This window comes from Streptomyces sp. GD-15H (assembly GCF_045291515.1).
Taxonomy (GTDB): Bacteria; Actinomycetota; Actinomycetes; order Streptomycetales; family Streptomycetaceae; genus Streptomyces.
In genome coordinates, this window is sequence record NZ_CP149447.1 from 8,512,372 (window position 1) to 8,537,101 (window position 24,730).

General features: G+C 70.3%; 21 protein-coding genes, 8 pseudogenes and 1 CRISPR repeat array. Of the genes and pseudogenes, 21 read left to right on the forward strand and 8 right to left on the reverse strand.

The window, feature by feature from the left end; genetic code table 11:
- Nucleotides 1-68 precede the first annotated feature (68 nt).
- The 16 genes and pseudogenes from casB to WJ438_RS40495 all read left to right on the forward strand — a co-directional run.
- Entirely contained in the window at nt 69-698 is a 630-nt protein-coding gene (casB, locus tag WJ438_RS40420) for a type I-E CRISPR-associated protein Cse2/CasB (RefSeq protein WP_406729526.1), read from the forward strand.
- Nucleotides 695-1,822 (forward strand): type I-E CRISPR-associated protein Cas7/Cse4/CasC, encoded by a 1,128-nt coding sequence (gene cas7e, locus WJ438_RS40425; protein ID WP_406729527.1) that lies wholly within the window; start codon nt 695-697, stop codon nt 1,820-1,822. Before casB ends, cas7e begins: the two co-directional genes overlap by 4 nt.
- 64 nt (nt 1,823-1,886) lie before the next feature.
- Complete coding sequence (gene cas5e / locus WJ438_RS40430; RefSeq protein ID WP_406729528.1) at nt 1,887-2,612, forward strand: type I-E CRISPR-associated protein Cas5/CasD; 726 nt, start codon at nt 1,887-1,889, stop codon at nt 2,610-2,612.
- Nucleotides 2,609-3,001, forward strand: a pseudogene (locus WJ438_RS40435) (type I-E CRISPR-associated protein Cas6/Cse3/CasE); the annotation flags it as partial. The gene cas5e and the pseudogene WJ438_RS40435, both read left to right, overlap by 4 nt.
- A 113-nt stretch (nt 3,002-3,114) precedes the next feature.
- Nucleotides 3,115-3,258, forward strand: a complete 144-nt coding sequence (locus WJ438_RS40440) for a type I-E CRISPR-associated protein Cas6/Cse3/CasE (protein WP_406729529.1) — start codon at nt 3,115-3,117, stop codon at nt 3,256-3,258.
- Nucleotides 3,259-3,314: 56 nt separating this feature from the next.
- Nucleotides 3,315-4,268 (forward strand): type I-E CRISPR-associated endonuclease Cas1e, encoded by a 954-nt coding sequence (gene cas1e / locus WJ438_RS40445; RefSeq protein WP_406729963.1) that lies wholly within the window; start codon nt 3,315-3,317, stop codon nt 4,266-4,268.
- Nucleotides 4,268-4,585 carry a type I-E CRISPR-associated endoribonuclease Cas2e gene (cas2e, locus tag WJ438_RS40450; RefSeq protein ID WP_055592550.1) on the forward strand — a complete coding sequence of 106 codons (318 nt, stop codon included), beginning with the start codon at nt 4,268-4,270 and terminating at the stop codon, nt 4,583-4,585. Before cas1e ends, cas2e begins: the two co-directional genes overlap by 1 nt.
- 17 nt (nt 4,586-4,602) lie before the next feature.
- Nucleotides 4,603-6,405: a CRISPR direct-repeat array (repeat unit 29 nt; unit sequence GTCCTCCCCGCCGACGCGGGGGTGTTCCG).
- Nucleotides 6,406-6,446: 41 nt separating this feature from the next.
- Nucleotides 6,447-6,629 (forward strand): annotated as a pseudogene (locus tag WJ438_RS40455) (DnaB-like helicase C-terminal domain-containing protein); the annotation flags it as partial.
- A 114-nt stretch (nt 6,630-6,743) separates the two neighbouring features.
- Complete coding sequence (gene tpg / locus WJ438_RS40460) at nt 6,744-7,298, forward strand: telomere-protecting terminal protein Tpg (RefSeq protein WP_406729530.1); 555 nt, start codon at nt 6,744-6,746, stop codon at nt 7,296-7,298.
- Nucleotides 7,299-7,471: 173 nt separating this feature from the next.
- Nucleotides 7,472-7,720, forward strand: coding sequence for a helix-turn-helix transcriptional regulator (locus tag WJ438_RS40465; protein ID WP_406729531.1), 249 nt, complete (start codon nt 7,472-7,474; stop codon nt 7,718-7,720).
- Entirely contained in the window at nt 7,717-8,253 is a 537-nt protein-coding gene (locus WJ438_RS40470) for a hypothetical protein (protein ID WP_406729532.1), read from the forward strand. Before WJ438_RS40465 ends, WJ438_RS40470 begins: the two co-directional genes overlap by 4 nt.
- Nucleotides 8,254-8,647: 394 nt before the next feature.
- A pseudogene (locus WJ438_RS40475) lies at nt 8,648-8,926 on the forward strand (exonuclease domain-containing protein); the annotation flags it as partial.
- A gap of 113 nt (nt 8,927-9,039) precedes the next feature.
- A pseudogene (locus tag WJ438_RS40480) lies at nt 9,040-10,296 on the forward strand (IS256 family transposase).
- A gap of 32 nt (nt 10,297-10,328) precedes the next feature.
- Nucleotides 10,329-11,129, forward strand: coding sequence for an alpha/beta fold hydrolase (locus tag WJ438_RS40485; protein WP_406729533.1), 801 nt, complete (start codon nt 10,329-10,331; stop codon nt 11,127-11,129).
- A 202-nt stretch (nt 11,130-11,331) separates the two neighbouring features.
- Complete coding sequence (locus WJ438_RS40490) at nt 11,332-11,553, forward strand: hypothetical protein (RefSeq protein ID WP_406729534.1); 222 nt, start codon at nt 11,332-11,334, stop codon at nt 11,551-11,553.
- Between the two features lie 103 nt (nt 11,554-11,656).
- Nucleotides 11,657-12,128 (forward strand): annotated as a pseudogene (locus WJ438_RS40495) (phosphate signaling complex PhoU family protein); the annotation flags it as partial.
- 104 nt (nt 12,129-12,232) lie between these two features.
- Here WJ438_RS40495 and WJ438_RS40500 read toward each other — a convergent pair.
- Entirely contained in the window at nt 12,233-12,706 is a 474-nt protein-coding gene (locus WJ438_RS40500; protein WP_406729535.1) for a hypothetical protein, read from the reverse strand.
- A 150-nt stretch (nt 12,707-12,856) separates the two neighbouring features.
- Here WJ438_RS40500 and WJ438_RS40505 point away from each other — a divergent pair, with 150 nt between their 5' ends.
- Together WJ438_RS40505 and tpg (WJ438_RS40510) are read left to right on the forward strand one after the other, a co-directional pair.
- Nucleotides 12,857-12,985 (forward strand): hypothetical protein, encoded by a 129-nt coding sequence (locus WJ438_RS40505; protein WP_406729536.1) that lies wholly within the window; start codon nt 12,857-12,859, stop codon nt 12,983-12,985.
- Between the two features lie 177 nt (nt 12,986-13,162).
- Nucleotides 13,163-13,410 (forward strand): annotated as a pseudogene (gene tpg / locus WJ438_RS40510) (telomere-protecting terminal protein Tpg); the annotation flags it as partial.
- 146 nt (nt 13,411-13,556) lie between these two features.
- Here tpg (WJ438_RS40510) and WJ438_RS40515 read toward each other — a convergent pair.
- The 5 genes and pseudogenes from WJ438_RS40515 to WJ438_RS40535 form a co-directional block, all read right to left on the reverse strand.
- The gene (locus tag WJ438_RS40515) at nt 13,557-13,820 is read right to left on the reverse strand and encodes an HNH endonuclease (protein WP_406729537.1); all 264 of its coding nucleotides are present in this window, start codon (nt 13,818-13,820) and stop codon (nt 13,557-13,559) included.
- 164 nt (nt 13,821-13,984) lie between these two features.
- Nucleotides 13,985-15,171 (reverse strand): IS3 family transposase gene (locus WJ438_RS40520; protein ID WP_406729538.1). Its coding sequence is split into 2 segments (ribosomal slippage): nt 13,985-14,916 and nt 14,916-15,171, totalling 1,188 coding nucleotides; the frame shifts between segments, so codons are not numbered across the junction.
- Nucleotides 15,172-15,924: 753 nt separating this feature from the next.
- Nucleotides 15,925-16,665, reverse strand: coding sequence for a DUF6193 family natural product biosynthesis protein (locus WJ438_RS40525; RefSeq protein ID WP_406729539.1), 741 nt, complete (start codon nt 16,663-16,665; stop codon nt 15,925-15,927).
- 132 nt (nt 16,666-16,797) lie between these two features.
- Nucleotides 16,798-17,022 (reverse strand): hypothetical protein, encoded by a 225-nt coding sequence (locus tag WJ438_RS40530; protein ID WP_406729540.1) that lies wholly within the window; start codon nt 17,020-17,022, stop codon nt 16,798-16,800.
- Nucleotides 17,023-17,804: 782 nt separating this feature from the next.
- A pseudogene (locus WJ438_RS40535) lies at nt 17,805-18,086 on the reverse strand (NADPH-dependent FMN reductase); the annotation flags it as partial.
- Nucleotides 18,087-18,959: 873 nt separating this feature from the next.
- On the opposite strand from WJ438_RS40535, the gene WJ438_RS40540 reads away from it, so the two are divergent.
- From WJ438_RS40540 to WJ438_RS40550, 3 genes are all read left to right on the forward strand, one after another.
- A complete protein-coding gene (locus tag WJ438_RS40540) occupies nt 18,960-19,766 on the forward strand; it encodes an alpha/beta fold hydrolase (protein WP_406729541.1) in 807 nt (268 codons plus the stop codon).
- A 132-nt stretch (nt 19,767-19,898) separates the two neighbouring features.
- A complete protein-coding gene (locus WJ438_RS40545; protein WP_406729542.1) occupies nt 19,899-21,026 on the forward strand; it encodes an integrase core domain-containing protein in 1,128 nt (375 codons plus the stop codon).
- Between the two features lie 367 nt (nt 21,027-21,393).
- Entirely contained in the window at nt 21,394-22,209 is an 816-nt protein-coding gene (locus WJ438_RS40550) for a hypothetical protein (protein WP_406729543.1), read from the forward strand.
- 551 nt (nt 22,210-22,760) lie between these two features.
- Here WJ438_RS40550 and WJ438_RS40555 read toward each other — a convergent pair.
- Nucleotides 22,761-24,051: pseudogene (locus tag WJ438_RS40555) on the reverse strand (RNA polymerase sigma factor).
- Between the two features lie 32 nt (nt 24,052-24,083).
- Nucleotides 24,084-24,434 (reverse strand): YciI family protein, encoded by a 351-nt coding sequence (locus WJ438_RS40560; protein WP_406729544.1) that lies wholly within the window; start codon nt 24,432-24,434, stop codon nt 24,084-24,086.
- Nucleotides 24,435-24,730: the final 296 nt, after the last annotated feature.

The following is a 24,730-nucleotide window of genomic DNA, read 5'->3' on the forward strand; positions in this document are numbered from 1 at the left end:
CTGCGCCCCGCGCCGACACGGTCGGCGCTGTGTCACCCCAACCCATTTCCCCGCATCAGGGATGTCTCATGACCGATTCCGCACCGGCGGCATCTGCTCCGCCACCCTCCTCGACCGTCCGAGTCTCGGACCGGTTCGTCGCCTACGTGCACCAGGTGTGCGCCTCCACGCAGGCCCGTGCCGCCCTGCGGCGCGGGCTCGGGCTGCCGGTGGAGCGGTGCAACCACATGCACCGTTACCTGGTGCCGTGGCTGCGCGACCACGACGACCAGCACCAGGGTGATGTCCGGCGGGCGTACTACGCGGTGGCCTCGCTGATCGCCGCACGTCCCCGCTCGGCCCGCGACACCACGCCCGACCAGAGCGCGTCCGTCTCCTGGTACGAGCGTGCCAACCTGGGCGCCTCGCTCGGCCAGGCCGTCGCCCAGGGCGTCCTGAAGGAGAACTCCGCCGAAAGCGCTCTGCACCTGATGGCCCGCCAAAGCAGCGACGCCGTCCACCCGGGCCTGCCCGCCCTCGTCCGCCAGCTTTTGGCCGGCGGCATCACCATCGACTGGGCGGTCCTCCTGGAGGACCTCGCCTGGTGGAACCGCAGCCGCGACCGCATCGCCACCCGCTGGCTCGAGAGCTACTTCCGCACCGCCACCGCTACCACCGACCCCGCCCCCCTTGAATCTGCCGAGGAGAACGACCGATGACTCTCTACCTGGACCTGAGCGCCCTGCAGTCGGTGCCCGCCGCCAACCTCAACCGTGACGACCTCGGCTCCCCCAAGCAGGTGCGCTACGGCAACGCTTCCCGCATCCGGGTCTCCAGCCAGTCCTGGAAGCGGGCCATCCGGCTCGGCGTCGAGCAGGACCTCGGAGAGAAGGCCGCCCGTACCCGACTGGTGCCGGCCAAGGTGCAGCACGCCCTCAAGAACGCCGGCTGGCCCACCGAGCTGGCCGCGTTCGCCGGAGCGCAGGTCGCCGCGAGCGCCGGGAAGAAGGGCATCGGCACGGAATCGGCCGGCCACACCTCGGTGCTGCTGTTCCTGCCGGAGGCGGCCATCGACGAACTGGCCGCCGTATGCGCCGAGCACCGCCAGGCCCTGGAAGCCGCCCAGGGCAAGAAGAAGCCCGGCCAGGTACTGCCGCCCGAGAAGATCGAGACGATCCTCAAGCAGCGCACCGCCTCCATCAGCCTGCTGGGCCGCATGCTCGCCGAGCTCCCGGACGCCAACGTGGACGGGGCGGCCCAGGTCGCCCACGCGTTCACCACGCACGCCGCCGAGCCGCAGCGTGACTACTTCACCGCCGTCGACGACTGGCTGGGCGAGGCCGAAACCGGCAGCGGTCACCTCGACACCGCCGAGTTCAGCGCCGGCGTCTTCTACCGGTACGCGACCGTCAACGTCGCCGACCTGCTGAAGAACCTGGAAGGCGACGTCAAGGCCGCCCGGACCGTACTCAGCTCCTTCGCCGAGCACTTCCTGCTCTCCCTCCCGCAGGCCAAGAAAAACAGCACCGCCCCGCACACCGTCCCGGACCTGGCCTACCTCGCCGTGCGCGAACACCGACCGCTCTCCCTGGCCGCGGCCTTCGAGACCCCCGTCACCGGCGACCAGCAAGGCGGCTTCTCCCAGCCCTCCCGCCAGGCCCTCGACGCCTACGCCGGCAACCTCAACCGCCTCACCGGCAACCGCAACCGCCGCTTCCACGGCCACACCGTCATCAACCCCGCCGAGAAGTACACCGGGCTCGGCACCGCCCACGACTCCTTCGACCAGCTGATCGACGCCGCCGTCGAGGCCGCCGTGCCCGCCGCACAGGACCAGCAGTGAGCGGGCTCCTGCTGCGCCTGGCCGGCCCCTGCAGTCCTGGGGTGAACGCTCCGCGTTCACCCCGGTGCGCGACACCGCGCCCTTCCCGACCCGCTCCGCACTGATCGGAATGTTCGCCGCGGCCGAGGGAATCGGCCGCGACCAGGCAGGCCTGGACCGCTACCAGGACCTGCGCCTCACCGTGCGCGTGGACCGGCCGGGCGTCCGGCTCGTCGACTACCACACCGTCGGCGGCGGCTTCCCCAAGGACCGCACCGCCGCCACCAGCGGAGGCAGCAACAAAGGCGCCGCCGTCATCACCCGCCGCCACTACCTGTCCGACGCGGTGTTCGTCGTCGCCGTCACCGCAGCCGACGAGACCGTCGAGCGCCTCGCCGACGCCCTGAGCCGCCCGCACTGGGCGCCCTATCTGGGCCGCCGCTCCTGCGTACCCGACGAGCCGTTCCTCCTGCGCCGCCACGTCGACGACCCCGAGGAAGAACTCCGCACCCGGGTGCCGCTCAGCCGCCCCGCACCGCGAACCAACCACGGCGACGGCCAGGAAGCCGGGACGATCACCGTGGACTTCCTCCTCGAACAGCCACCGCCCACCAGCAGTTCCGCAGCGCCCGTACCGGTCGACATCATCGACGTGAACGACGTACCGGTGAGCTTCGCCCCCCACGGCCGCAGCCACACCGGCCGCCGCCTCCACCGCACCCCGGTACCGGTGCCCCGCTCCCTGGCAGGCCCCCCACAGACCCTGATGCAGCGCCTGATCGACTACGCCCACCTCGAGGAAAGCGCATGAACGACCACCCGGTGATCGCACGCATCCGCCTCAACCCGCACAGCCGCGACGTGCAGCGGGACCTGCGCGACGCCACCCAGATGCACCGCACCGTCATGCGGATGGTCCCCGACAACCTCGGCGACGCCCCCCGACAGCAGGCCGGGCTGCTGTACCGCCTGGACGAGACCGACACCTCCAGCACCCTCCTCGTCCAGGCCACCAGCCTCGACCCCGCACGCCTGCCCACCGGATACGGCCAGGCCGACGTCAAGAGCCTCGCCCCGATGTTCACCGCACTGCGCAAGGGACTCGGCGTCCGCTACCGCATCGTCCTCAACCCCGCCAAACGGGAGCGGCTCCCCCTGCAGGAGAAGGGCAACCGGGGACGGATCGTGCCGCTCTCCGGCGCCGACGCCGACCAGTGGTGGCTCCACCGGGCCGCCGAAGCAGGCCTCGACCTCCACGTCCTGACCCCCACCCACATGGAGCCGGCCCGCCCCGCACCCGAGACGCCCCCCGCATGCGGCACAGCCTGCTCCGCTACGACGGCACCGCCACCGTCACCGACGCCCACGCCCTCCAAGACGCCGTCATCCACGGCATCGGACGCGGCAAACCGTACGGCGCGGGCCTGCTCAGCCTCGCCCCCGCAAAAACCACGTGAGCGCGCCACGACGGGGCGGCGACGCGCGCAGACGCCTCGCCGCCCCCACCCTGGCCATGCTCCCCCGCGTCGCGGACTCCCTGTCCTTCCTCTACCTGGACATGGTCCGCGTGGTGCAGGACGACACCGGAGTGTGCGCGCAGATCCAGATCGACGAACACCGCACCGACCTCGTCTACCTTCCCACCGCCGCCCTGTCCTGCCTGCTCCTGGGCCCGGGCGTCTCCATCACCACCCCGGCCCTGACCACCCTCGCCCGCCACGGCACCAGCGTCGTCTGCGTCGGAGCGGGCGGCGTCCGCGCCTACGCGGGCATCCTCCCGGACTCCCTCACCACCCACTGGCTCGAACAACAGGTCGCGACCTGGGCCGACCCGGCACGGCGCCTTCAGGTCGCCGTCCGCATGTACCAGATGCGCTTCAAGGACGCCGACGTACCCGAAACCGTCACCCTGGACCAGCTCCGCGGTATGGAGGGCCAGCGCATGAAGGCCTTCTACAAGATCCTCGCGCAGCAGCACGGCATCGGACGCTTCCGCCGCAACTACCGGCCCGACCAATGGGACACCCAGGACCCCGTCAACCTCGCCCTGTCCGCCGCCAACACCTGCCTGTACGGCGTCGTCCACGCCGCCCTGCTCGCTCTCGGACTCTCCCCGGCCCTCGGCTACGTCCACACCGGCACCCAGCACGCCTTCGTCTACGACATCGCCGACCTCTACAAAGCCGACATCACACTCCCCCTCGCCTTCGCCCTCCACAGCTCCGACAACCCCGAACAGGAAGCCCGCCGCCGCTTCCGCGAAGACCTCCGACTCCTGCGTCTCCTGCCCCGCATCGTCCAGGACGTCCAGTCCCTGCTGACCCCGCCCCACACCCACACGACCACAGCCGACGATGACAATGACGAGGAACGCTCCGAACGGCGTGACGTGCGGATGGTCCACCTCTGGGACCCCAAAGCCGGAGTCCTCCCCGCAGGCGTCAACTACGCCAAAGGAGACGACTGATGCCCTCCATGGTCGTCATCGCCACCACTGCGGTCCCCGACCACCTGCGCGGCGCCCTCAGCCGATGGACCAGCGAAGTAGTGCCCGGCATCTTCGTCGGCAGCGTCTCGGCCCGCGTCCGTGATGAACTCTGGAACGCCGTCACCGAAGTCGTGGGCAACGGCGCCGCCGTTCTTGTCCACCCTGCCGCCACGGAACAGGGCTACGCCATCCGCACCGCAGGAACCCGCCGCCGGGTCCCCGTCGACTTCGACGGCCTTACTCTGATCCGTATGACCGCCGCACCAAAGGTAAAGGAAATGCAATCCCCCTCTTAAGGTGCAGGTCAGAAAGGGTCCTCCCCGCCGACGCGGGGGTGTTCCGACCGGCCCGTACGGGGCTCCTACCAACCCGTTGTCCTCCCCGCCGACGCGGGGGTGTTCCGGCCGTGCTGTGGTCCCTCCCCCCGGGCCGGACGTCCTCCCCGCCGACGCGGGGGTGTTCCGATCAGCGGTTCGCCGGAGATGCGCGCCGCACGGTCCTCCCCGCCGACGCGGGGGTGTTCCGCACGCCGAACTGGACGCGATGAGAGCGGCACGGTCCTCCCCGCCGACGCGGGGGTGTTCCGCTGATCTACGGGGCATGGGCCGACGCGCTGGAGTCCTCCCCGCCGACGCGGGGGTGTTCCGTACGGGGGGGGGCGTTCGTGGGTGCCCCTACCGTGTCCTCCCCGCCGACGCGGGGGTGTTCCGCAGCGGGAGCAGGCGAAGGCCGGCCAGGGCGGGTCCTCCCCGCCGACGCGGGGGTGTTCCGTTCCTTGTGATCCGCTCGTCGTCGACAGCGGCGTCCTCCCCGCCGACGCGGGGGTGTTCCGCGGATCAACACAGCAGGTCGCATCGCAAGTGCCGTCCTCCCCGCCGACGCGGGGGTGTTCCGATTCGTAGCCCGCTGACAGTGGCCGCCGATACGTCCTCCCCGCCGACGCGGGGGTGTTCCGTTCACGATGGGCGCACCGCTCGCGACCAGCGAGTCCTCCCCGCCGACGCGGGGGTGTTCCGGTGCTTGCCGCTCATCCGGTGCTGACCACCAGGTCCTCCCCGCCGACGCGGGGGTGTTCCGACCTCTTCGTCGTTCGAGTTGCGGCCGATGATGTCCTCCCCGCCGACGCGGGGGTGTTCCGCTCACGCCCGCCGAGCACGCCGAGCGGGAGAGGTCCTCCCCGCCGACGCGGGGGTGTTCCGCTGATCGGGCTGGGGCTCCGGCTGAGGGCGATGTCCTCCCCGCCGACGCGGGGGTGTTCCGCTGCGTGATGCGGACGGCGACGTCCCGCACAGGGTCCTCCCCGCCGACGCGGGGGTGTTCCGCCGGCCACGCCCCGCCTGTCCCTCGTCGAACCGTCCTCCCCGCCGACGCGGGGGTGTTCCGTCGACGGTGATCGGCGGGACAGGCCACGCCGGGTCCTCCCCGCCGACGCGGGGGTGTTCCGTCACACCAGCCCCTCAGGGCTTGGGAGTGGCGGTCCTCCCCGCCGACGCGGGGGTGTTCCGCTCATGAGCTGGTCACGGAGCCAGCCGCCCATGTCCTCCCCGCCGACGCGGGGGTGTTCCGGTGGACCGGGGCGGACCGGCTGAACACCGAAGGTCCTCCCCGCCGACGCGGGGGTGTTCCGCGGCCGCTGGGCGACGCGTGGGCGTGGGCCCGGTCCTCCCCGCCGACGCGGGGGTGTTCCGATGATCGGGTTGCCCAGGCGGGACAGGGCCGAGTCCTCCCCGCCGACGCGGGGGTGTTCCGGCGACCCGTGCCGAGTAGTTGTTGTTGCCGTCGTCCTCCCCGCCGACGCGGGGGTGTTCCGCGCTCAACTACGTGGTGGCCGCTGTCCCCCCCCGTCCTCCCCGCCGACGCGGGGGTGTTCCGGTCCTCATCCGGAAACCCGGGTACGCGTTCCGGTCCTCCCCGCCGACGCGGGGGTGTTCCGCCGTGCCAGCTCTGCGTGGACGTCGACCGCGAGTCCTCCCCGCCGACGCGGGGGTGTTCCGGCGACCGCCGTCCGCGCCGCCCTCACCGCCACGTCCTCCCCGCCGACGCGGGGGTGTTCCGTTCAGCGTGGCCGTGAACCGCCGGAGCTTCGAGTCCTCCCCGCCGACGCGGGGGTGTTCCGACGACTGCTGCGAAACCACCTGCGGCTGCTGTGTCCTCCCCGCCGACGCGATCCTCCTGTTGCACCGCGAGGACTACTACGAGCCCGAGTCCGGGCGGGCCGGGGAGACCGACCTGATCGTGGCCAAGCACCGCAACGGGCCCACCAGTACGGTCACGGTGGCCCACCAGTTCCACTACAGCCGCCTGCGCGACATGTCCGCCGCCGAAGAACCCGCCCCCTGACCGCCCTGGACGCCGCTGTGCGGCGCGTTCCGCCCGCCGCCGGGTACTTCCCCCGGCCCGGCCGGGAACGGCGCACAGCGGCCCCCACAGCCGATCATGAACGGAGACCCCCCGATGGGCATCATCGGAGACGGCCTCGAGCGGGCCGTGCAGCAGGCGTTCACCCGCCCCCTCCCCAAGTCCGCCGGCGCCCAGATGCGCTACCTGGTCAGGCAGCTCAAGGGCACCCGCGCGGTGGCCGACCTGCTCGGCGTCTCGCAGCGCACCGTCGAGCGGTATGTGAAAGACCAGATCCGCCGGCCCCGCGCCGACCTCGCCCGACGCCTGGAGGACGCGGTCCGCGCCCGGTGGCAGCCCCGCGTCCGCGAGCGCGCCCGGCGCCGGGCCGCCACCCGCACCGGCCTGGTCATCGACACCCGCGCCCGCTTCGGTTTCACCGCCGCGCCCGGCACCACCGACGACGCCCGCATCCGCCACCTCACCCTCGCCCTGCCCCCGCACCACGCGGCCCGCCTCTTCGACGCCCAGGACGCCGGCGCCAATGAGCAGCAGCTGCGTGACCTGGCGGCCGAAACGCTCGGCGAGGTGTACTTCCGCGACGGCGGCCGCCGCGCGACCGGCCTGGCGGTGCAGTTCACCGACGTGGAGCACCTGCAGTTCGAGCTGTAACCAGGCGGGCGCGAACTTTCGCACCGGCCGGGGTGTGATCGAGCGCTGCAGTTGGCCCCTGAGCACTTGGGGCGGCCCGGCCGAGCGGGAGAGCTGCCCCAGCGATACCCCCGGGTCCACAGAAGTGCTGCCCGATGTTGCAGCCCTCACTGACAATGTAGTAGTTCTTATACATGAGTGAGCAGGTGCACAACAGGCTGGCCGTGGTGCGCGCCGAGCGGAAGGTGTCCCGGCAGCGCCTGGCCGAGGCGGTGGGAGCGCACTACCAGACCATCGGCTACATCGAGCGGGGGCAGTACAACCCGAGCCTCGACCTGGCACTGAGGATCGCGCAGTTCTTCGAGCTGCCGGTGGAGGCGCTGTTCTCGCTCGAACCGTTCCGGCCGCTCACGGACGAGATCTACGGGAGGAAGACGTCATGACCACCACACCGCTGACGCGCCACGACCGCCGCATGCTGCGGCGCATGAACGACCGCCGCAGCCGGCCGCTGCACGCCACCGCCGCCCGCCGGCGCCTGGCCGTCGCCGCACATCTGGTGCTGACCGCGGCCATCGGCGGGCTCATGACCTACTTCTTTTTCGCGGAGGGGGAACCGCTCTGGGCATTCGTCGTCGTGGTGGCGCTGCTGCTGCCGTGGATGGTCGCGACCGGAGTGATCAACGCGGCCACCCGTGGCCTGCTCGAACTGCGCGAACGAGCGCTGGACGAACGCCAGTCCGCCGAACGCGCCCGGGTGCAGGCCCGCGCCCACCGGGCGATGACCGTACTCCTTGTTGCCACCACAATCGCCGCCGGCCTGTCGACCGCGGGTGCGGCCGACGGCCGTCTCCCCACGGCGTCTGCGGGAGCGGTACTTGTCGCAGTCCTCGTAGTGCACTGGCTGATGCCGTTGTGGGTGGCTGGCCTGATGGCTCAGGACGAGCCGGCCGAAGACGACGGCCCCGCGGCCTGACGCGTTCGCTGCGCCCGGCCGCTCCCTGGTCACTCAAAAGCATCAGGGAGCGGCCGGGCCGATCCGAGCGCTCAGGGGCCAACTGTGATGATCTGCGTCGGTTTGTCAGTGTGATTTCGGCGCTGATGTGTCAGTGATCCGGGGTGGTGTGGGCCCTGGTCGGGAGGGTGACGGCCGGTGTGGTGCCACTGACACCGGATGCCGATACGGCACTGACGTCTTTGATGAATCGCCAGGCCAAGGTGGTGCCGATCGGTATCACGGCTCGGTAGGTGTGCTGGTCAGCGGGCCATCACCGACGGGTTCGTCGGTGCCCATCCACATCGATGAAGAGACCGGGCGGGCGGCGAAACCCGGATGACCCGGGGCGAGGCTGTTTCTATCCTCACTCATCATGAACGTGGACGGGCCCCTGCTCAACGTGGTCGATGTCGAAGCAACATGCTGGGAGGGACAGCCGCCACCCGGCCAGGTCAGCGAGATCATCGAGATCGGGCTCACCGTGGTCGACCTGCACGCCGGCGAGCGCCTCGCCAAACACCGGCTGCTGGTACGCCCGGCCCGATCGAAAGTCAGCCCGTTCTGTACGGAGCTGACCGGGCTGACGCAAACCGACGTGGACCAAGGCCTGCCCTTCACCGAAGCGTGCCAGGCGCTGGCGGCCAAGGAGCAATGCTCAATACCTGTGGATCACTCCTGACGGAAGGAGGCGTACCTTCCCGATGGATCGATCGATAGGTCATCGAGCAAGGCCGACGTTGCCGCGTCGGCCGGGAAGGCACGCCCGTGCTTACGGTAGTCAACGAGGACGGCAGCACGCCAAGCGGCAGTTTCGCTGCTGGATGAGGTCGTCCAGGAGGGCGCGCGGCGGATGCTGGCCGCCGCGCTGGAGGCCGAAGTCAACGCCTACATAGCCGAGTTGGCCGATGAGCGCGACGACAAGGGGCGCCGTCTGGTGGTCCGCAACGGCTACCACCAGCCCCGGCAGGTCACCACCGCGGCCGGCGCGGTCGAGGTGAAGGCGCCGCGGGTGAACGACAAGCGCGTCGACGACGCCACCGGCGAGCGCAAGCGGTTCTCCTCGAAGATCCTGCCGCCGTGGTGCCGCAAGTCCCCGAAGATCAGCGAGGTGCTGCCGCTGCTCTACCTGCACGGCCTGTCGTCCGGCGACTTCGTGCCCGCCCTGGAGCAGTTCCTCGGCTCCTCCGCCGGGCTCTCTCCGGCGACGGTCACCCGGCTGACCCAGCAGTGGCAGGCCGACCACGCCGCGTTCATGGACCGCGACCTCGCGGACGTTGACTACGTGTACGTGTGGGCCGACGGCATCCACCTCAACGTCCGCCTGGAGGAGGCCAAGGCCTGCGTCCTGGTGCTCATCGGGGTGCGTGCCGATGGTTCCAAGGAGCTGGTCGCGCTCCAGGACGGCTACCGCGAGTCCGGTGAGTCCTGGGCCGACCTGCTGCGCGACTGCGCCCGCCGGGGCATGCGCGCCCCGGTGCTCGCGGTCGGCGACGGTGCCCTGGGCTTCTGGAAGGCGCTGGCCGAGGTGTTCCCCGCCACCCGCGAGCAGAGGTGCTGGGTGCACAAAACCGCAAACGTGCTCGACTCCCTGCCGAAGTCCGCGCAGCCCGGAGCGAAGAAGGCCATCCAGGACATCTACAACGCCGAAGACCGCGACCACGCCGAGGCGGCGATCAAAACGTTCACCCAGCTCTACGGCGCGAAGTTCCCCAAGGCCGTCAAGAAGATCACCGACGACCAGGCCGAGCTGCTGGCGTTCTACGCCTTCCCCGCCGAGCACTGGATCCATCTGCGGACCACGAACCCCATCGAGTCCACGTTCGCCACGGTCCGCCTGCGCACCAAGGTCACCCGCGGCGCCGGCTCCGCACCGCCGCCCTGGCCATGGTCTTCAAGCTCGTCGAGTCCGCCCAGCAGCGGTGGCGGGCGGTGAACGCGCCCCACCTCGTCGCCCTCGTCCGGGCCGGGGCCCGCTTCGAACGCGGCCGACTCGTCGAACGGCCCGAGGCGGTTGCGGCATGATCGAGGCCGACCGATTCCCTGGGGGCTCCGGCGTGGCATGGTCTGAACACGTGGTGGTGCGAGACGGCGTCCGGCTCGCCTGCCGGGACTGGGGCGGGCCGGGACAGCCCCTCGTGCTGCTGCACGGCCTGGCCGGTCACGCGGGTGAATGGGACGTGGTGGCAAGGCGCTTGAGCTCCCGGTATCGGGTCGTCGCGGTCGACCAGCGCGGGCACGGCGCCAGCGAGCGCCGCCCGCGGGACGTCTCCCGGGCCGCCTACGTCGCCGACGTCATCGCCGTTGTCGATCAGCTGGCGCTGCCGCGGCCCGTCCTGGTCGGCCAGTCGCTGGGCGGGCACACCGCCATGCTCACCGCCGCCGCGCATCCCGGGCGCGTCCGCGCGCTGGTGCTCGTCGAGGCCGGCCCCGGCGGTGCAAACCCGACCGGCCCCGCGGACATCGGCGGCTGGCTCGACTCGTGGCCGACACCGTTTCCCTCGCGCGAAGCGGCAGCCGCGTTTTTCGGTGGCGGACCGGTCGGCGCGGGCTGGGCGGCCGGGCTGGAGGAACGCGAGGGCGGGTGGTGGCCTCGCTTCGACCGGAACGTGATGGTCCGCTCGCTGGCGGAGAACGCCCGGCGTTCCTTCCGGCACGAGTGGGGGCAGGTCGCGTGCCCCACCCTGGTCGTCCTGGCCCAGTCCGGCTTCATCCGGGCGCGGGAAGCCGACGAGATGCTCCGGCGGCGCCCCGCCACCGTGGCTATGAGCATCCCCGGCACCGGCCACGACCTGCACCTGGAACAGCCCGAGATCCTGCACACCGCGCTCGCGGCCTTCCTCGAGGGCCTCGCTTGAGAACTCCTGCGCGGTCACCACGACACCAAAGTCAGACCCCGCACATAGCCACCGATCCACAGGTCTTGACAATTACTCGGATGGGGGAGCCAGGGAGAGTGGTGGGTTGCTGCCGAGTGTTTGTGCTGCGCTCACGGAGGAAGCAGCACAAACATCCAGGGGTTCAGTGGTGGGGTTCAGGAATCGGCGGAAGTCTTCGGCTATGCCCACCTCACAACCGGTCACCGTCTACCCGCCCGACGACGAGGGCGGTCGGTTGGTCCGCATCCACGGCGTAGCCGTCGGCCGAGCCCACGACCTCGGGGACATGATCGTGCTTCTCCGGCGTGCCGGACTGGACCGGGGCCTCGGAGACGAAGACGAGATTGCAGCCTCCGGGCTGATCGAGTGGCTCGGCGGAGGCCCGAACGTGTGGGAACCCTGAGCACCCGGTGGGGCCAAAGCTTTCCCGGTCGGAATGGTCTCCGCCCATATGCGAATCCGGCAGCGGTGGAGGCGGGCTTGAGCATTGGAGGGGTGAGGGACCGATACGAGAGGCGTACCACGAGGAGCTGGAGTCGGTCAGCGAGGCCCTGGTGGAGATGGCGAACCTGGCCGGCTCGGCCATGGGCCGGGCCACCAGCGCGCTGCTGGACACCGATCTCCAGCTGGCGGAGAGCATGATCTCCGCCAGCTGGCCAGGTCGATGAGATGCGGCGGGATCTGGAGAACCGGGCGATCGCGGTGCTGGCACGACAGCAGCCGGTCGCCACGGACCTGCGGGTGGTGGTCACCTCCCTGCGGATGAGCGCGGACCCGGAGCGCTGCGGTGTCCTGGCCCGGCACGTGGCCACGCTGACCCGGCGGCGCTATCCCGAACACGCCGTGCCGCGTGCTCTGCACAGCACGATCCTGGAGATGGGCCAGCTCGCGCAGCGCCTGATGGCGCAGGCCGCCGACGTCCTCATCACCCACGACGTCGACACCGCGCTGCAGCTGGAGCAGGACGACGACCGGATCTTCCCCTCGTAGCGTAGAGACCGTGACCGCACCGTGCGATACCAAATCACTCCCAAGAGGTGCCCGAGCAGCAGATTCGAATTCTCGGATGTTCGCGCGGAATTTCAGGCAGCCGTGCGCGGGTGGTTGCAGGGCCGGTCAACGATCCAGGTACGCCCGTTGCACTTGTGCCAGCCCTCCGATTCCTTCTCGCCCAGCGGGTCGTAGCCCGCGGGGGCGTAGTGGCCGGCCTTGCGGGTGCAGAGGATGACGTCCTCGGTGGACAGCTCCACCGTCTGGGCGTTCCACAGACCGCCGGCCTCGCCCAGCGCCTCCAGCAGTAGGCGGTGCGCCGTGGTGTTCGGATGGGTACGCGCCATCACCGTCTCCCGAACGAACGCCCGCAACTGCTCCAGCTGACGCTCCCGCTGCCGAGCCTCCGCGACCTGAACGGCCAGTTCAGCCGCCCTGGCCGACCTGCCGCCCGCGCGGCTTGGCTCAAACAGCCGCAGCCGCAGCCGCAGCCGCAGCCGGGGCAGCGGCAGCTTTCTCCGACTGCATCGAGGATCGGGCGCACGGTGGGCATGGATCCGCCGCACGGTGGGCGTGGATCTGCCATGCGGGTCCGTCCTGTGGTGGCCGGGGTTACAGCCTCCTGGCGTTCCGTTACACATAGTGCGTTGTTCGGTCGGCAGCGCTGACCCCAGCGCTCGCTTCTCCCCATGTGTCTCTGTGGAAGGAACGGATCCATGTCCTCACGCGTCCGCGCCCTGGTGCTCAGCACCCTCACCGCCGGACTGGTCACCCTGTTCGCCGCCCCCGCCGGCGCCATCGGCATCGACGTTGCCGGCATCGTCCTCGAGCTCCCGGTTCTCTGAGAATCAGCGGCTGCCTGTGACTTCCTGCTGCCCTCCCTTCGGCAGGACCGCGACTCACAGGACGAACGCTCACGCTGCCCGGCCCATCCCCGAAGGGACGGAGCCGGGCAACGGCTGGGCTGCGGGTGGGGCCTGCACCAGGTGCTCTGGTGCAGGCCCCACCCGCAGTGCCTACCCGCAAGGTGCGTGTTCACCGCCGCGCCCGGCACCACCGACGACGCCCGGATCCGCCACCTCACCCTCGCTCTGCCCCGCAGTACGCGGCCCGCCTGTTCGACGCCCAGGAGACCGGCGCCACCGAGCGGCAGCTGCGCGACCTCGCTGCCCAGGCGTTCGGCGAGGTCTACTTCCGCGACGGCGGCCGCCGCGCCCACGGCCTGGAGGTGGAGTTCACCGACGTCGAACACCTCGAGTTCGACCTGTAGCAAGCGACCGAGCTATCGCGTTGCCGCGCGGATGTGGTCGGGTAGCCGGAGACCATTGCTGATCTCCGGCCCCCTCAGAACCGGACGTGCGGGCTTTCCCCGCATCCGGCTCAAGCAAGCCTCGAAGGCTTCACAGGTCAACAGGGTTATGTGGCCCGTTCGCCGTCGCCAGCGTGGTGCTGGCGGTGGCATTCGGAGTGCACGAGGCGAAGGTTGTTCCGCTCGTCCCCGCCGCCGTCTCGCCGGTAGGTGAAGTGATGCTTGTGGAGCATCTTCTTCGAGGCCGCGAACCAGTTGATCCACTCGCGTGGGCTGCCCGGTTCGTACTCGGCTCCGACGATCAGCGCCTGCTTGCAGAGGGGGCAGAGCCCCTGCTGCCGGACCGCCAGGAGAAGACTCGTCTTGTCCATCGGCGGCGGCGCTTTCTTCCGGCGGCGGTTCCGCCAGTACTCGGTCAGAGCGGGGTCGTCTGGGGACGCTCCACCCTTGACGAGCTGATGGCGGACGATGCCGGTCCAGGCGAACTTGATGAGTGGAGTTGCCCCGGTCTGACGGACACTGATGGGCTTGCGAGCTATGTGGCCGCGTAAAGCACTCTATGTGGTGCCTTCGCGGCGTGACGACGTTCGTACTCGGCCGGGCTGAGCTGGCCGTTCGCCGAATGGCGGCGCCTGGGGTTATAGAAGCCTTCGATGTAGCCGAAGAGGGCCTGCTCGGCGTGGTGCCGGGTGGGGAAGGCGGTCCGGTCGATGAGTTCGGTCTCCAGAGAGGCGAAGAAGCTCTCGGTGACGGCGTTGTCGAAGCACGAGCCGGTGCGGCCGGTAGAGGGCCGGATCCCCGCCTCGTCGCATCGCTGACCGAACGTCAGACTGGTGTACTGGGAGCCCTTGTCGCTGTGATGCACGAGGCCGGGGCGGGGTCTGCGGGCCGTGACCGCCATGGCGAGGGCGTCGGTGACCAGCTCGGTTCGCATGTGGTCGGCCATCGCCCAGCCGACGATGCGGCGGGAGAACAGGTCCAGGACGACGGCGAGGTAGAGCCAGCCCTGCCCGGTGGGGACGTAGGTGATGTCCGCACTCCAGCGCAGGTTCGGCGCGCTCGCGGTGAAATCGCGGCCGATCAGGTCGGGGGCGGCCGTGGCCTGCCGGTCCCGGCGGGTGAGCGAGGCCCGGCCGGTGCGGCGGTGCACACCGGTCAGCCCGGCCTCGCGCATCAGGCGGGCGACGCGCTTGCGCCCGACGGACAGGCCGTCGATCTCGCGCAGGTCCGCGTGGATGCGCGGGGCTCCGTAGGTCTGGTGGGACCGCTCGTGGTGCCCGCGGATCTTCTCCGTGAGCTCGGCGTCCTCCCGCTGCCGGCGGGACGGGACGCGGTCCCTCCAGGCGTAGTAGCCCTGCCGTGACACACCCAGCAGCCGGGCCATGCGGGAGACGTCGTGGTGTGCCGTGTTCTCGTCGATCAGCCGGTAGCAGATCACCGGCTGGTCTCCCGGACGAAGAAAACCGTGGCCTTGCGGAGGATCTCCTTCTCCTCGCGCAGCTGTTTGACCTCGCGGCGCAGCCGGGCGAGTTCCTCCTTCTCGTCGCTGGTCGGGCCGGGGCGTTCCCCGGTGTCCACCCGGTCCTGGTTGGCCCAGGTGCGGATGGTCTGGGCGGACGGCTCGAACTCCTTGGCCGGCTCTTCCGGCGTGCGGCCGGAGCGGACCAGCTCGATTATCTGGCGACGGAACTCCGGCGGGTAGGCCGGACGCGTCCTTGGCACGATGGACTCCTCCTTGCGGGACTCAGTGTCCCAAAGCGAAAGGTTGTCCATCAAACCGGGGTAACTTCAGATCTTCCTTCTCCCGCCGGGGAGTTCAGCCTTCCTTGCGGTCGGCCTACCAAGCCGTTGGCCTGGACCCCGTCGGGGTTTTCACGTTCCGCACCAGTAAGACGCGGCTGGGGTGGGCGCCCCCTCTACCCCGGAACCAGCGGTGTCCTCCCCTCGGGCTCAGTTACCCGAAGGTCGCTTGGCGCCTCACAGCACCGGGTCCTGTGACCGCCGCCAACACGCCATCGACGCGGTCTTAAAGTCACGAGGCATCATCAAGGGTTCACTTGCGTTCGCCCGTCCAGCCTTCCCCTCACCTGTTGCACCCCGATGGCCGGGACGCCCTTGGGCTTGAACGCTCCGCTTCACACCCCGCCGTTACCAGCGACGCATGGGAGCGCGGGGACGGGCCCTGGACACTGACCCGAAGTTCAGCCGATCGATACCTCCTTCACGTGGCTGTCCTTACTTACCTGGAGCGACTTCGTGTCGCACACTGAGCGTCTTAGCTGGCCAGCCTGAGTGTGCGGGCGAGCGCGGCGGGTGGTGGCGCGAAAAACGGTCGCCTGGCGCAGCGCCGGACCACCCTGAACCCGGCCTCCACGCGCGGCCGGTACCGGACCTGCGGGGCGTGCAGCGTTGGGACCCGGTGCGGACGGTGGTCGGTGGTCGGCCCCCCACACACGGCCCTGATGCCGGGCAGGGTCATCCGCCGAGCGCGACCGGGCCGAGGCCGGACGGCAAATGGCGCACGGCCACTGCCACGGCCTCGTGCGCTGTGGTGAACCGGCCGAGGTCCTCGCTGGTGAAGCCCCTGCCGACCGCGTACGTGCCATCGCTGTTCGCGATCAAGCACGGGCCGACGATGGTCAGGCGCGGGCGGGTGGTGGTCGAAAAGCGCAGCGCCCAGTGGCTCGTGAACGGGTAGAGAGCGCGCAGCGCCGGCTCGACGTGCGCCGCCTCGATCAGGGCCTGGTATGTCTCCCGCCAGGCGTACTCCAGTTCGCCCGCCTCCAGGCGCATGCTCTGCCACTCGGATTCCGTCAACCGCGCGGGATCGTGTTCGGGAACCTCGGACCGGCCGGTCAGGTGCACGAAGGGCGCCACCCGGCGGATGTCGTCCAGCGCCGCCCCGTCGTGCCACGCGCGGGCGGCCCTGGCGACCTCCGCCAGTTCGTCCGTCACGCCGTCGACGAGGGGCATGCCCTGGAAGGGCTCCGTGCCGCGGATCGACCACCGCCGCTCGTGCCGCCGTGCGCTGACCTGCAGCGGCTCGCGGTGTGGCAGGGTGCTTCCGACGGTCGCGTGGAGCAGCGGGGCGGAATCCGAGGGTGTGACGGGGACGGCGCTGAGGCAGCCCTCTGCCTCGGCCTGGAGCGCTGCGGCAAGGCTGCCGCAGGCCGCGATGTCGGGGTACAGGACAGCGGGATCAGCAGTTGTGGGCACGGCTCCCGATTGTGCCCGAGTCTCCGATTCCCGGGCAGGCGGCCCCGGCGGGTCACGGAAGAGTCGGTGCTCAGCCTTCGGTAGTTCGGCCAAGCGACTCCCCGCGCTCAACTGGCCAAGCGCAACGCTCAGTCACAGCTGTGCAGCTGTGCCTTCGGCTGTGGGTGGCTGCGGATTACCGCCGGGGCCGGCGCCCAGGGCGCGGCGCCCGGTGGCCGGGCGTGCGGGCCTCGGGTTGCCGGCGGTCGGGGCGGTGGGCAGGCGTTCGGTGGCGAGTTGGGCGCGTGGCGTGGGCGGCAGCTCCGCTTCGGTGGTGGTGCGGGTCGGTCCGGTGCCCAGCGGGCGGCGGTCGGTCATGCCGGATTCTCGCCCGGCGCGCGTTGTTCTTCCTCACCGGTATCGCCGTGGGCGGCGGGCCTCAGGGCGCGCGTGTCGCGTGCGTGCGAGGCGGTGGTCTTGGCGGCGGCGCTGCCCGGTCTGGAGCAGGGGCGCCGGGGGCCCGGCGGAACCGGGCCGGTACGGCCCGTAGAAGCCCCATAAAGGGGGCTCTCAGGGAAGTAGTCGGCGCACTCGGCGCCCCTTGCCCACCTGGCCTGATCTGCGGTTTCACCTGCCCGGTCCGGTCGGCTGAGGCAAGTTGTAGGGCAACTTGCAGGGCAAGCCGCCGCGGCGGGGTCTGCCAGGGAAGTAGTCGGCGTGCCCGGCCCTCCCTTGACCAGGCCTGTGACGTGCGGGTTTGCCCGTTAGGACCGGATCGGTGGCGCCCTGCAGAGCACCTTGGGGGGCGCCCTGGAGAACGCCGTGCCGGGCGCCCTGTGCGGCGCCTTGTCAGACGCCCTCGCCGCCGGCCCCGCGCTGCGCGCTCCCGGCACTCGTGCGTTCCGCACGGGTAGTCACGGACGGTAGTAATGCAGCGGTGCGAGGCGGCGGCAGAACCCCTGGACCACCCCTGCCGGAGTTCGGGTCAAGGTGCCTCGCATCACCGCCCATTAGGGGGGTGGTCCAGGGGTTCTGCCGCCGCCTCGCCGCTCCGGTCCGTGACAGATGCATGAGGGCAGCGTCTGGCGGCGGGTTGGGCACGGGGTAAGCCCACCCAAGCCGCGAACACGCAATGCCCCTGGCCCGTGCACCGGCCGACGTCAGCGCGGAATGACGGTCAGTACGCGCGCGATGAACTGGTGGAATTCCTCCATGAAGCCGCGCAGGAACTGCTCTGTGGTCTCGTCGGTGATCTCTCCGTCGTCGGTGAACAAACCCGGAGTGAACTGGATGTAGGCCTCGGGGGCGTTCATCTGGGGGGAGTCGCAGAAACTGAGCACGCTGCGCAGGTTCTGCTGCGCGACGGCCGTGCCGATCTTGCCGGGGGACGCGCCGATCACGGCGGAGGGTTTGCGTGCGAAGGAGTTCTTTCCCCAGGGGCGGCTCGCCCAGTTGCGATCTCTCGGTTTCGGGACAGTGGGGTGAGTGACAGTGGGGTCTGGGTGTGTTGTTGTTGCTGGTGGGTGGCGGTTTCGGGGTGCAGGACCACTGTCATGAGGGTGAGATTTCCGTGGGGTATCGCTGTCGTGGGGGTGTTATCGCGTGCGGGGTGACGCTGTCTCAGTTTTGTGAGTTCTGATCCACTGGCCGGCGAGTGATTGGTCTGCTCGGGGGTGTGGATGAGGGAGAGCACTTTGGCGCCGGGCGCTTCCCCCGGCCCGGGCGTGAACGCCGCTCAGTGGCCCCCACAGCCGGTCATGAACGGAGACTCCCGTGGGCATCGTCGGAGACGGCCTGGACCGCGCCGTACAAGGGGCGTTGTCCGGGACGACGTCGGCGACCGGGACCAGGCGGCGGGTGCCGAAGGCCGGCGGTTCCTCGAGGCGGACTGCTGCAGAGGGTGCTGTGGGGAAGTAGTCGGCGCACTCGGCGCCCCTTGCCCACCTGGCCTGATCTGCCCACCACTCGGGGACAGGTGCCCACCCTCGCCGGCGACAAGCCCACCCTCCCCGGCCGCCAACCCGCCACAGAGTGACCCACTCATACAGCAGGAGAGCCCCATTTTTCCTCTCCCGCCGCCGTATACAGGCGCAGGTCATGGTAGTCAGGCGGTTGTCTCGTCCTTGCACGGCGTAGCACGTCCTGCATGGGAGTCGTCGTGATCCGCCGGACACGCCCGTGCGGTCCGGGCACGGTCTGTGCAGACTGGCGCGCGTGCTTATCGATTGCCCGGTGGGCACGGCATTGCGGCAAGATCGTGTCGAGACTCGACTCACAGGTCGGGCGATCAACCCGGCCATCCGCGGGAGGAATCAGTGGCCATCACCTCGGTCAACGGCATACAGGTGGGGTACGAGGACGAGGGCAGCGGCGAGCCCGTACTGCTGATCCACGGTCACCCCTTCGACCGGACCCTGTGGGAGCCGCAGCTGGTGAAGTTCGCCGGGCCTCTGTACCGGCTGATCGTGCCGGATCTGCGCGGTTTCGGCGAGACCACCGTCGTCCCGGGAAAGACTCACTGGGAGGAGTACGCCCGCGACCTCGCCGCCCTGCTCGACCATCTGGGCGTGGGCTCCGCAGTGGTCGGTGGGATCTCCATGGGAGGACAGCTCGCCCTGGAGTTCTACCGACTGTTCCCCGAACGGGTGCGTGCCTTGCTCATCGCGGACTCCTTCGCTCAGACCGACACCGAGGAAAAGCGGGCCTGGCGGTACGAGACCGCCGATCGGCTGGAGGCCGAGGGGATGGCCGGGTACGCCGATGAGGTCCTCACCTCGATGGTGACTCCCTACAACGTCGAGGCACAGTCCGCAGTGGCTGAACACGTGCTGCGCATGATGCGCGGGGCGCCGCCGGAGGGTGCGGCCGTGGCGTTGCGCAGCCGCGCCGAGCGGCCGGATTACACCGGAATGCTCGATCAGATCGCCGTCCCCACTTTGGTCGTGGTCGGCCGGGACGATTCGTTCACCACCGTCCAGGATGCGGAGTTGCTCCAGCAGCAGATCCCCAACGCGACCCTCGCGGTTATCGACGGGGCCGGGCACCTGCCCAATCTGGAGCGCGCCGGGGATTTCAACGAGGTCCTCGCCGGTTTCCTCGCCCAGCTCCCCTCGCTGCCGTAACGTGTGCCGCTCGAAAGGGGCTGTCGGCTCGGGCGGTGGCCCGGCAGCTGGGGATCTCCAGGAACACCGTGCTGCGGGCGCTGGCCTCGGACCGTGTACCGCGCGGAAAGTCATCGCTGCAGGTGCGTACCCATGTCCTGGAGCGTCGGTAGCAGCGGGGATGCTGTCGTGGTGATCGTCTCGCTGCTGTACAGGGTGACCCGGAAGCTGCTGGCCGTCCCCGGCATACTGCCGCGCCGCGACACCACGAAGGAAGCTGAACTGTTCGTGCTGCGGCACGAGAACACGGTCCTGCGCCGCCAACTCGCAGGACCGGTGCGCTACGAGTTGGCCGACCGGTTCTGGTTTGCTGCCCTGTCCTCGCTGATACCGCGCCGTCGCTGGGCGCAGGTCTTCCCGGTCCAGCCCGGCACCGTACTGGCCTGGCACCGCAGGCTGATCGCGAAGAAGCGGGACTATTCCAAGCGCCGCGGCCGCACCGGCCGACCCCCGACCCCGGCCGCGCTGAAGAAGCTCGTCCTGCGCCTGGCCGAGGAGAATCCGAGGTGGGGCCATCGCCGGATTCAGGGCGAGCTGGCCCGGCTGGGGCACCCGATCTCACCGTCCACCGTCTGGCAGATCCTCAACGCTGCGGGCATCGACCCGGCCCCACGCCGCTCCGGCCCCGGCTGGCGCGCGTTTTTCACTGCCCAGGCCGAGGGGATCATTGCCGCGGACTTCTTCCCCCTCGACACCGTCCTGGGCAAGCGCCTGTATGTGCCGGCGTTCCCCGGGCACGGCACCCGGCGCCTGCACCTGACCGGCGTTACCGCCCACCCGACCGGCCGGTGGGCGGTGCAGCAGGCGCGCAACCTCGCCGCTGACTTCGGCACACGGATGGAGTCCCTGCGTTTCATGCTGCGCGACCGCGACACCCAGTACACCGAGGCCTTCGACGCCGTCTTCCCGTCAGAGGACGTGGACGTGCTGCGCAGCGCGCCCCGGGCGCCGCGCATGAACGCCCACTGCGAGCGCGTGATCGGCACCATCCGCCGGGAAGCCCTGGACCACGTGCTGATCGTGAACGAGGCCCAGGCGCGTCGCGTCCTCGGCCGGTACCAAGATCACTACAACGGGCACCGGCCTCACCAGGCCCGGGACCGACTCCCGCCCGACGTGAGCGAGGAACCCGCCGCCGAACGCCGGCACGGCCATCCCGGCAAACTCGTATGCACCCGCATCCTCGGCGGAGCGATCAACGAGTACCGATATGCGGATTGACCAGCAGCGATGACTTTCCAAGCGGCGCAGGTCGGGCCGTTGGTCGGGGTTCAGGTGCGGTGCGCCGGCCTACGGCCGGGCGGTGCGCAGCCGCTGCGTAGAGTACCTGCAGGGTCCGGGTTGGACTGACCTGGCGCGGCCGCAGGTCACCGGCGGGGCGCCGATGCGCGGGAGTTTACCGAGACCCGCCGCAGCACCGTGGGCGTCCATGTCGGTGAAGTCCAGGTCCTGCTCCGCCGCACAGGGCCCGGGAGGGAGACTGGCGCCGGGTGGCCGAGGAGCCATCGTCTCAGCGCTCACCCGAATAGTGATCATGATGTGACCTGGGCGTACTCGTCTCGGAAACCCTGATCACTACGGTTCCACCGTGCCGAGCAACGAGAATCCGCCCCCCGATCACCGCAGACCCGACGACGACAAGTGGAACGTGGTGCCCGACGACGACTTCGTCCGGAGCGCCACCGTCAAGGATGGCCCGGTTCCCGCCCGGAAGCGTGTGTGGCCCCGGAATGCCGCGCTGGCCATAGCGGCGGCCACTGTAACCACGGCGGCCCTCCTGGCTCTGAAGCAGCACACGAACTCGTCATCCCGCGAACCCGAAGCTGCCGCGCCCGCGGCGACAACGTCCGCCCCCGTACCGCGCGTCTCCGCGACGGCCGCTGGTGCGGCGGAGCGGCCGATGATCCCCCTGGCCGAGGCGTTTCCGGTCCATGTGGCGGACGGTAACGGTGGCACGTTCACCAGGCTGGGCTCGGTCGTGCTGAAGTCCTGCACCGAGCTCGATTCGGTCGGACCGGTACTGGCCGCCGAGATCGCCGCTGGCAAGGGGTGTCTGGGTGAGGAGATCGCCCTCTACAAGGACGCGCACGACAATCAGTTCAACCTGGCCATCTTCACGATGAAGGACCCCCAGGAGACGGTGAAGCTGGTGACCCAGCTGTCCATGAACTTCAACGACTACCAGGTGGCCGCGCAGGCTCCACCGCCCGGATCCGGCCTGCCGACCCTGCCGGCCGACAGCGGAATGGTGCAGGCCTTCACCGGGCAGGGCCGCGCCATGGTGGTGGGGCTGGGCCAGTGGTCGGACGGCCGGACGAGCGAGTACCAGAAGCTGGTGGACCGTCTGGAACCGCTGCTGGCCGCGGTCTCGAAGAACGTCGCTCGCTACGAGACCGCGAACTGAGGCATCCGGCCCGCCGCGTCCCCCACTGCGATCTCTCGGTTTCGGGACAGTGGGGTGAGAGACAGTGGGGTCTGGGTGTGTTGCTGCTGGTGGGTGGCGGTTTAGGGGCGTAGGGCCACTGTCTTGGACGTGAGAGATCCGTGGGTATCGCTGTCCCGGGGGTGTTATTGCATGCGGGGTGACGCTGTCTCAGTTGCGTGAGTCCTTATCCACTGGTGATGATCTGCGTCGGTTTGTCGGTGGGGTTTCGGTGTTGAGGTGTCAGTGATCTGGGGTGGTGTTGGCCCTGGCCGGGAGGGCGCCGGCCGGTGTGGTGGCGCTGACACCGGTTGCCGGTAGAGCGCTGACGTTTTTGATGAATCGCCGGGTCATGGTGGTGCCGATCGGTATCACGGCTCGGTATGTGTGCTGGTCAGCGGGCCAGGCGGAGGCGAATGGCTTCGGCAGGTTTACGCACGGTTCCGCGCCGAGCAGCCGGGGGTGGGATTGCCCCCGGCTGCTCGGCGCAGACAGGTGGTGCACGTGGTATCGACGACCGGGGTGTTGCGCCGTCAGGTGTCGGCTCCGTCGTCCGGTCCGGATGACAGGACCGTGTTCAGCCTGCGCCTGAGGTGGTCCCGTTCGGGTTCGGTGCCGGCCAGGTCGAGTGCTTCCCGGTAGGCCGTGGCGGCCTCGGGCAGCCAGGCCGAGCCGGTGCAGCAGGTCCGCCCGGGCGGCCGGGTAGGGGTGGTAGCGGCGCAGTGCCGGCTCGTCGGCCAGCTCGTCGAGCAGGGCCAGGCCCGCCTGCGGTCCGTCGCGCATCGCCACCGCCACCGCGCGGTTCAGTGCGACGACGGGGGAGGGGGTGAGCTGGAGCAGCACGTCGTAGAGCGCTGCGATCTGTGGCCAGTCGGTGGTCGCGAGGTCGGTGGCCTCGTCGTGGAGGGCGGCGATGGCGGCCTGTACCCCGTACGGGCCGGGCGGTTTGCCGGTCAACGCGGAGACCGCCAGGCCGCGTCCTTCCTCGATCATCGTGTGGTCCCAGCGGCCGCGGTCCTGATCGTCGAGCAGCACGAGCTCGCCGTTCGGACCGGTCCGGGCCTCGCGTCGCGCGTGGATCAGCAGCATGAGCCCGAGCAGGCCGGCGACTTCCCGCTCGGCGGGCATCAGGTGGCGCAGGATCCGCGCCAGCCGGATGGCCTCCTGCGCGAGGTCGAGCCGCTGCAACCGCGGGCCCGAGCTGGCCGCGTACCCCTCGGTGAAGATCGAATAGATGACCTGCAGGACCCCGGGCAGGCGCTCCGGCAGCTCGTCGGCGCCGGGCACGCGAAACGGGATACGGGCCTGGCGGATCTTCTTCTTCGCCCGGACGATCCGCTGGGCCATCGTCGCGGCAGGGACGAGAAAGGCCCGCGCCACCTCGGGCGTCGTGAGCCCGGCCAGGCAGCGCAGGGTCAGCGCCGTGCGGTCCTCGGCCGCGAGGGCGGGGTGGGCGCAGGTGAAGAACATCTGCAGCCGGTCGTCGGGCAGGCCGCCGTCACCGTCCGCGAGCGGGGCGGGAGCGGCCCGGTCCGCCTCCACCTGCAGGACGGCGAGGCGGGCGGCGTATGCCTGATCCCGCCGCAGGCGGTCGACGGCCTTGCGCCGCGCCGTGGTCAACAGCCAGGCCCCGGGCCTGGCCGGAACGCCCCCGACCGGCCAGTGCACCAGGGCCGCCTCCACGGCCTCGGAGGCAACCTCCTCGGCCAGGTCGAGATCGCCGAAGCGGCGGACGAGGGAGGCCAGCAGCCGGCCGTGCTCCTCACGGAACACCGACTCCACGGACGACTGGACCGACGACGGGCGGGGTGACCCGAGGGGCATGCCGGTCCCGGTGACTCCCTCGCCCTCCACCGTCAGGCCCCGAACTCGGCGATCGGACGGACCACGACCGACCCGCTGCCGCGCGCGCCGGGACAGCGGGCGGCCCAGTCGAGTGCGACGTCCAGGTCCGGCACGTCGATGACGTAGAAGCCGCCGAGGACCTCGCGGGTCTCGGCGAACGGCCCGTCGGTGACGCTCCGCCTGCCGTCCCGGCCGACCCGTACCGTGGTGGAGGTGACCAGGTCGGCCAGCGACTCCCCGGAAACCCAGATCCCCGCGTCCTTCACTTCCTTGTCGTAGACCATCCAGTCCTCGACGCTGCACTCGGCGGCCGCGCCCTTCTCGTCGATCACAGCGGCATTGATCAGCAGCATGTACTTCACGGTCCGACTCCTGTCAGGTCCTGTTGTTTCCTCGCACGGCGGGTCGCCGCACACCATGACGACGAACGGGACGCGGCCGGATCGACACCTCCCCGAAGATTTGCCGATCGGGCGTGCCCAGGCGCCCGCTGGACACGCCGTGCTTCAGCACCGGCCGGCGTCGGCTACAGAGTCCGGGGAGAGTACCGACGACAGGGCCCGCCGGGGGCGGCTATGCCCACTCCACGCCCAGCTCCCGTAGCGCGTCCACCTGTTCGGGGGTGAGTTTGTCGCGCCTCGACTTGGTGTTGGAGATC

Excerpts from the sequence above, each read along its gene's own strand:
- WJ438_RS40440 (WP_406729529.1), top strand. The coding sequence starts at position 3,115 with ATGCGGCACAGCCTGCTCCGCTACGACGGCACCGCCACCGTCACCGAC.
- WJ438_RS40470 (WP_406729532.1), top strand. The coding sequence starts at position 7,717 with ATGACCACCACACCGCTGACGCGCCACGACCGCCGCATGCTGCGGCGC.
- WJ438_RS40515 (WP_406729537.1), bottom strand. The coding sequence starts at position 13,820 with ATGGACAAGACGAGTCTTCTCCTGGCGGTCCGGCAGCAGGGGCTCTGC.
- WJ438_RS40465 (WP_406729531.1), top strand. The coding sequence starts at position 7,472 with ATGAGTGAGCAGGTGCACAACAGGCTGGCCGTGGTGCGCGCCGAGCGG.
- WJ438_RS40505 (WP_406729536.1), top strand. The coding sequence starts at position 12,857 with ATGTCCTCACGCGTCCGCGCCCTGGTGCTCAGCACCCTCACCGCCGGA.
- tpg (WP_406729530.1), top strand. The coding sequence starts at position 6,744 with ATGGGCATCATCGGAGACGGCCTCGAGCGGGCCGTGCAGCAGGCGTTC.
- cas2e (WP_055592550.1), top strand. The coding sequence starts at position 4,268 with ATGCCCTCCATGGTCGTCATCGCCACCACTGCGGTCCCCGACCACCTG.
- WJ438_RS40490 (WP_406729534.1), top strand. The coding sequence starts at position 11,332 with ATGCCCACCTCACAACCGGTCACCGTCTACCCGCCCGACGACGAGGGC.
- WJ438_RS40545 (WP_406729542.1), top strand. The coding sequence starts at position 19,899 with ATGTCCTGGAGCGTCGGTAGCAGCGGGGATGCTGTCGTGGTGATCGTC.
- cas1e (WP_406729963.1), top strand. The coding sequence starts at position 3,315 with ATGCTCCCCCGCGTCGCGGACTCCCTGTCCTTCCTCTACCTGGACATG.
- cas7e (WP_406729527.1), top strand. The coding sequence starts at position 695 with ATGACTCTCTACCTGGACCTGAGCGCCCTGCAGTCGGTGCCCGCCGCC.
- casB (WP_406729526.1), top strand. The coding sequence starts at position 69 with ATGACCGATTCCGCACCGGCGGCATCTGCTCCGCCACCCTCCTCGACC.
- WJ438_RS40530 (WP_406729540.1), bottom strand. The coding sequence starts at position 17,022 with ATGACCGACCGCCGCCCGCTGGGCACCGGACCGACCCGCACCACCACC.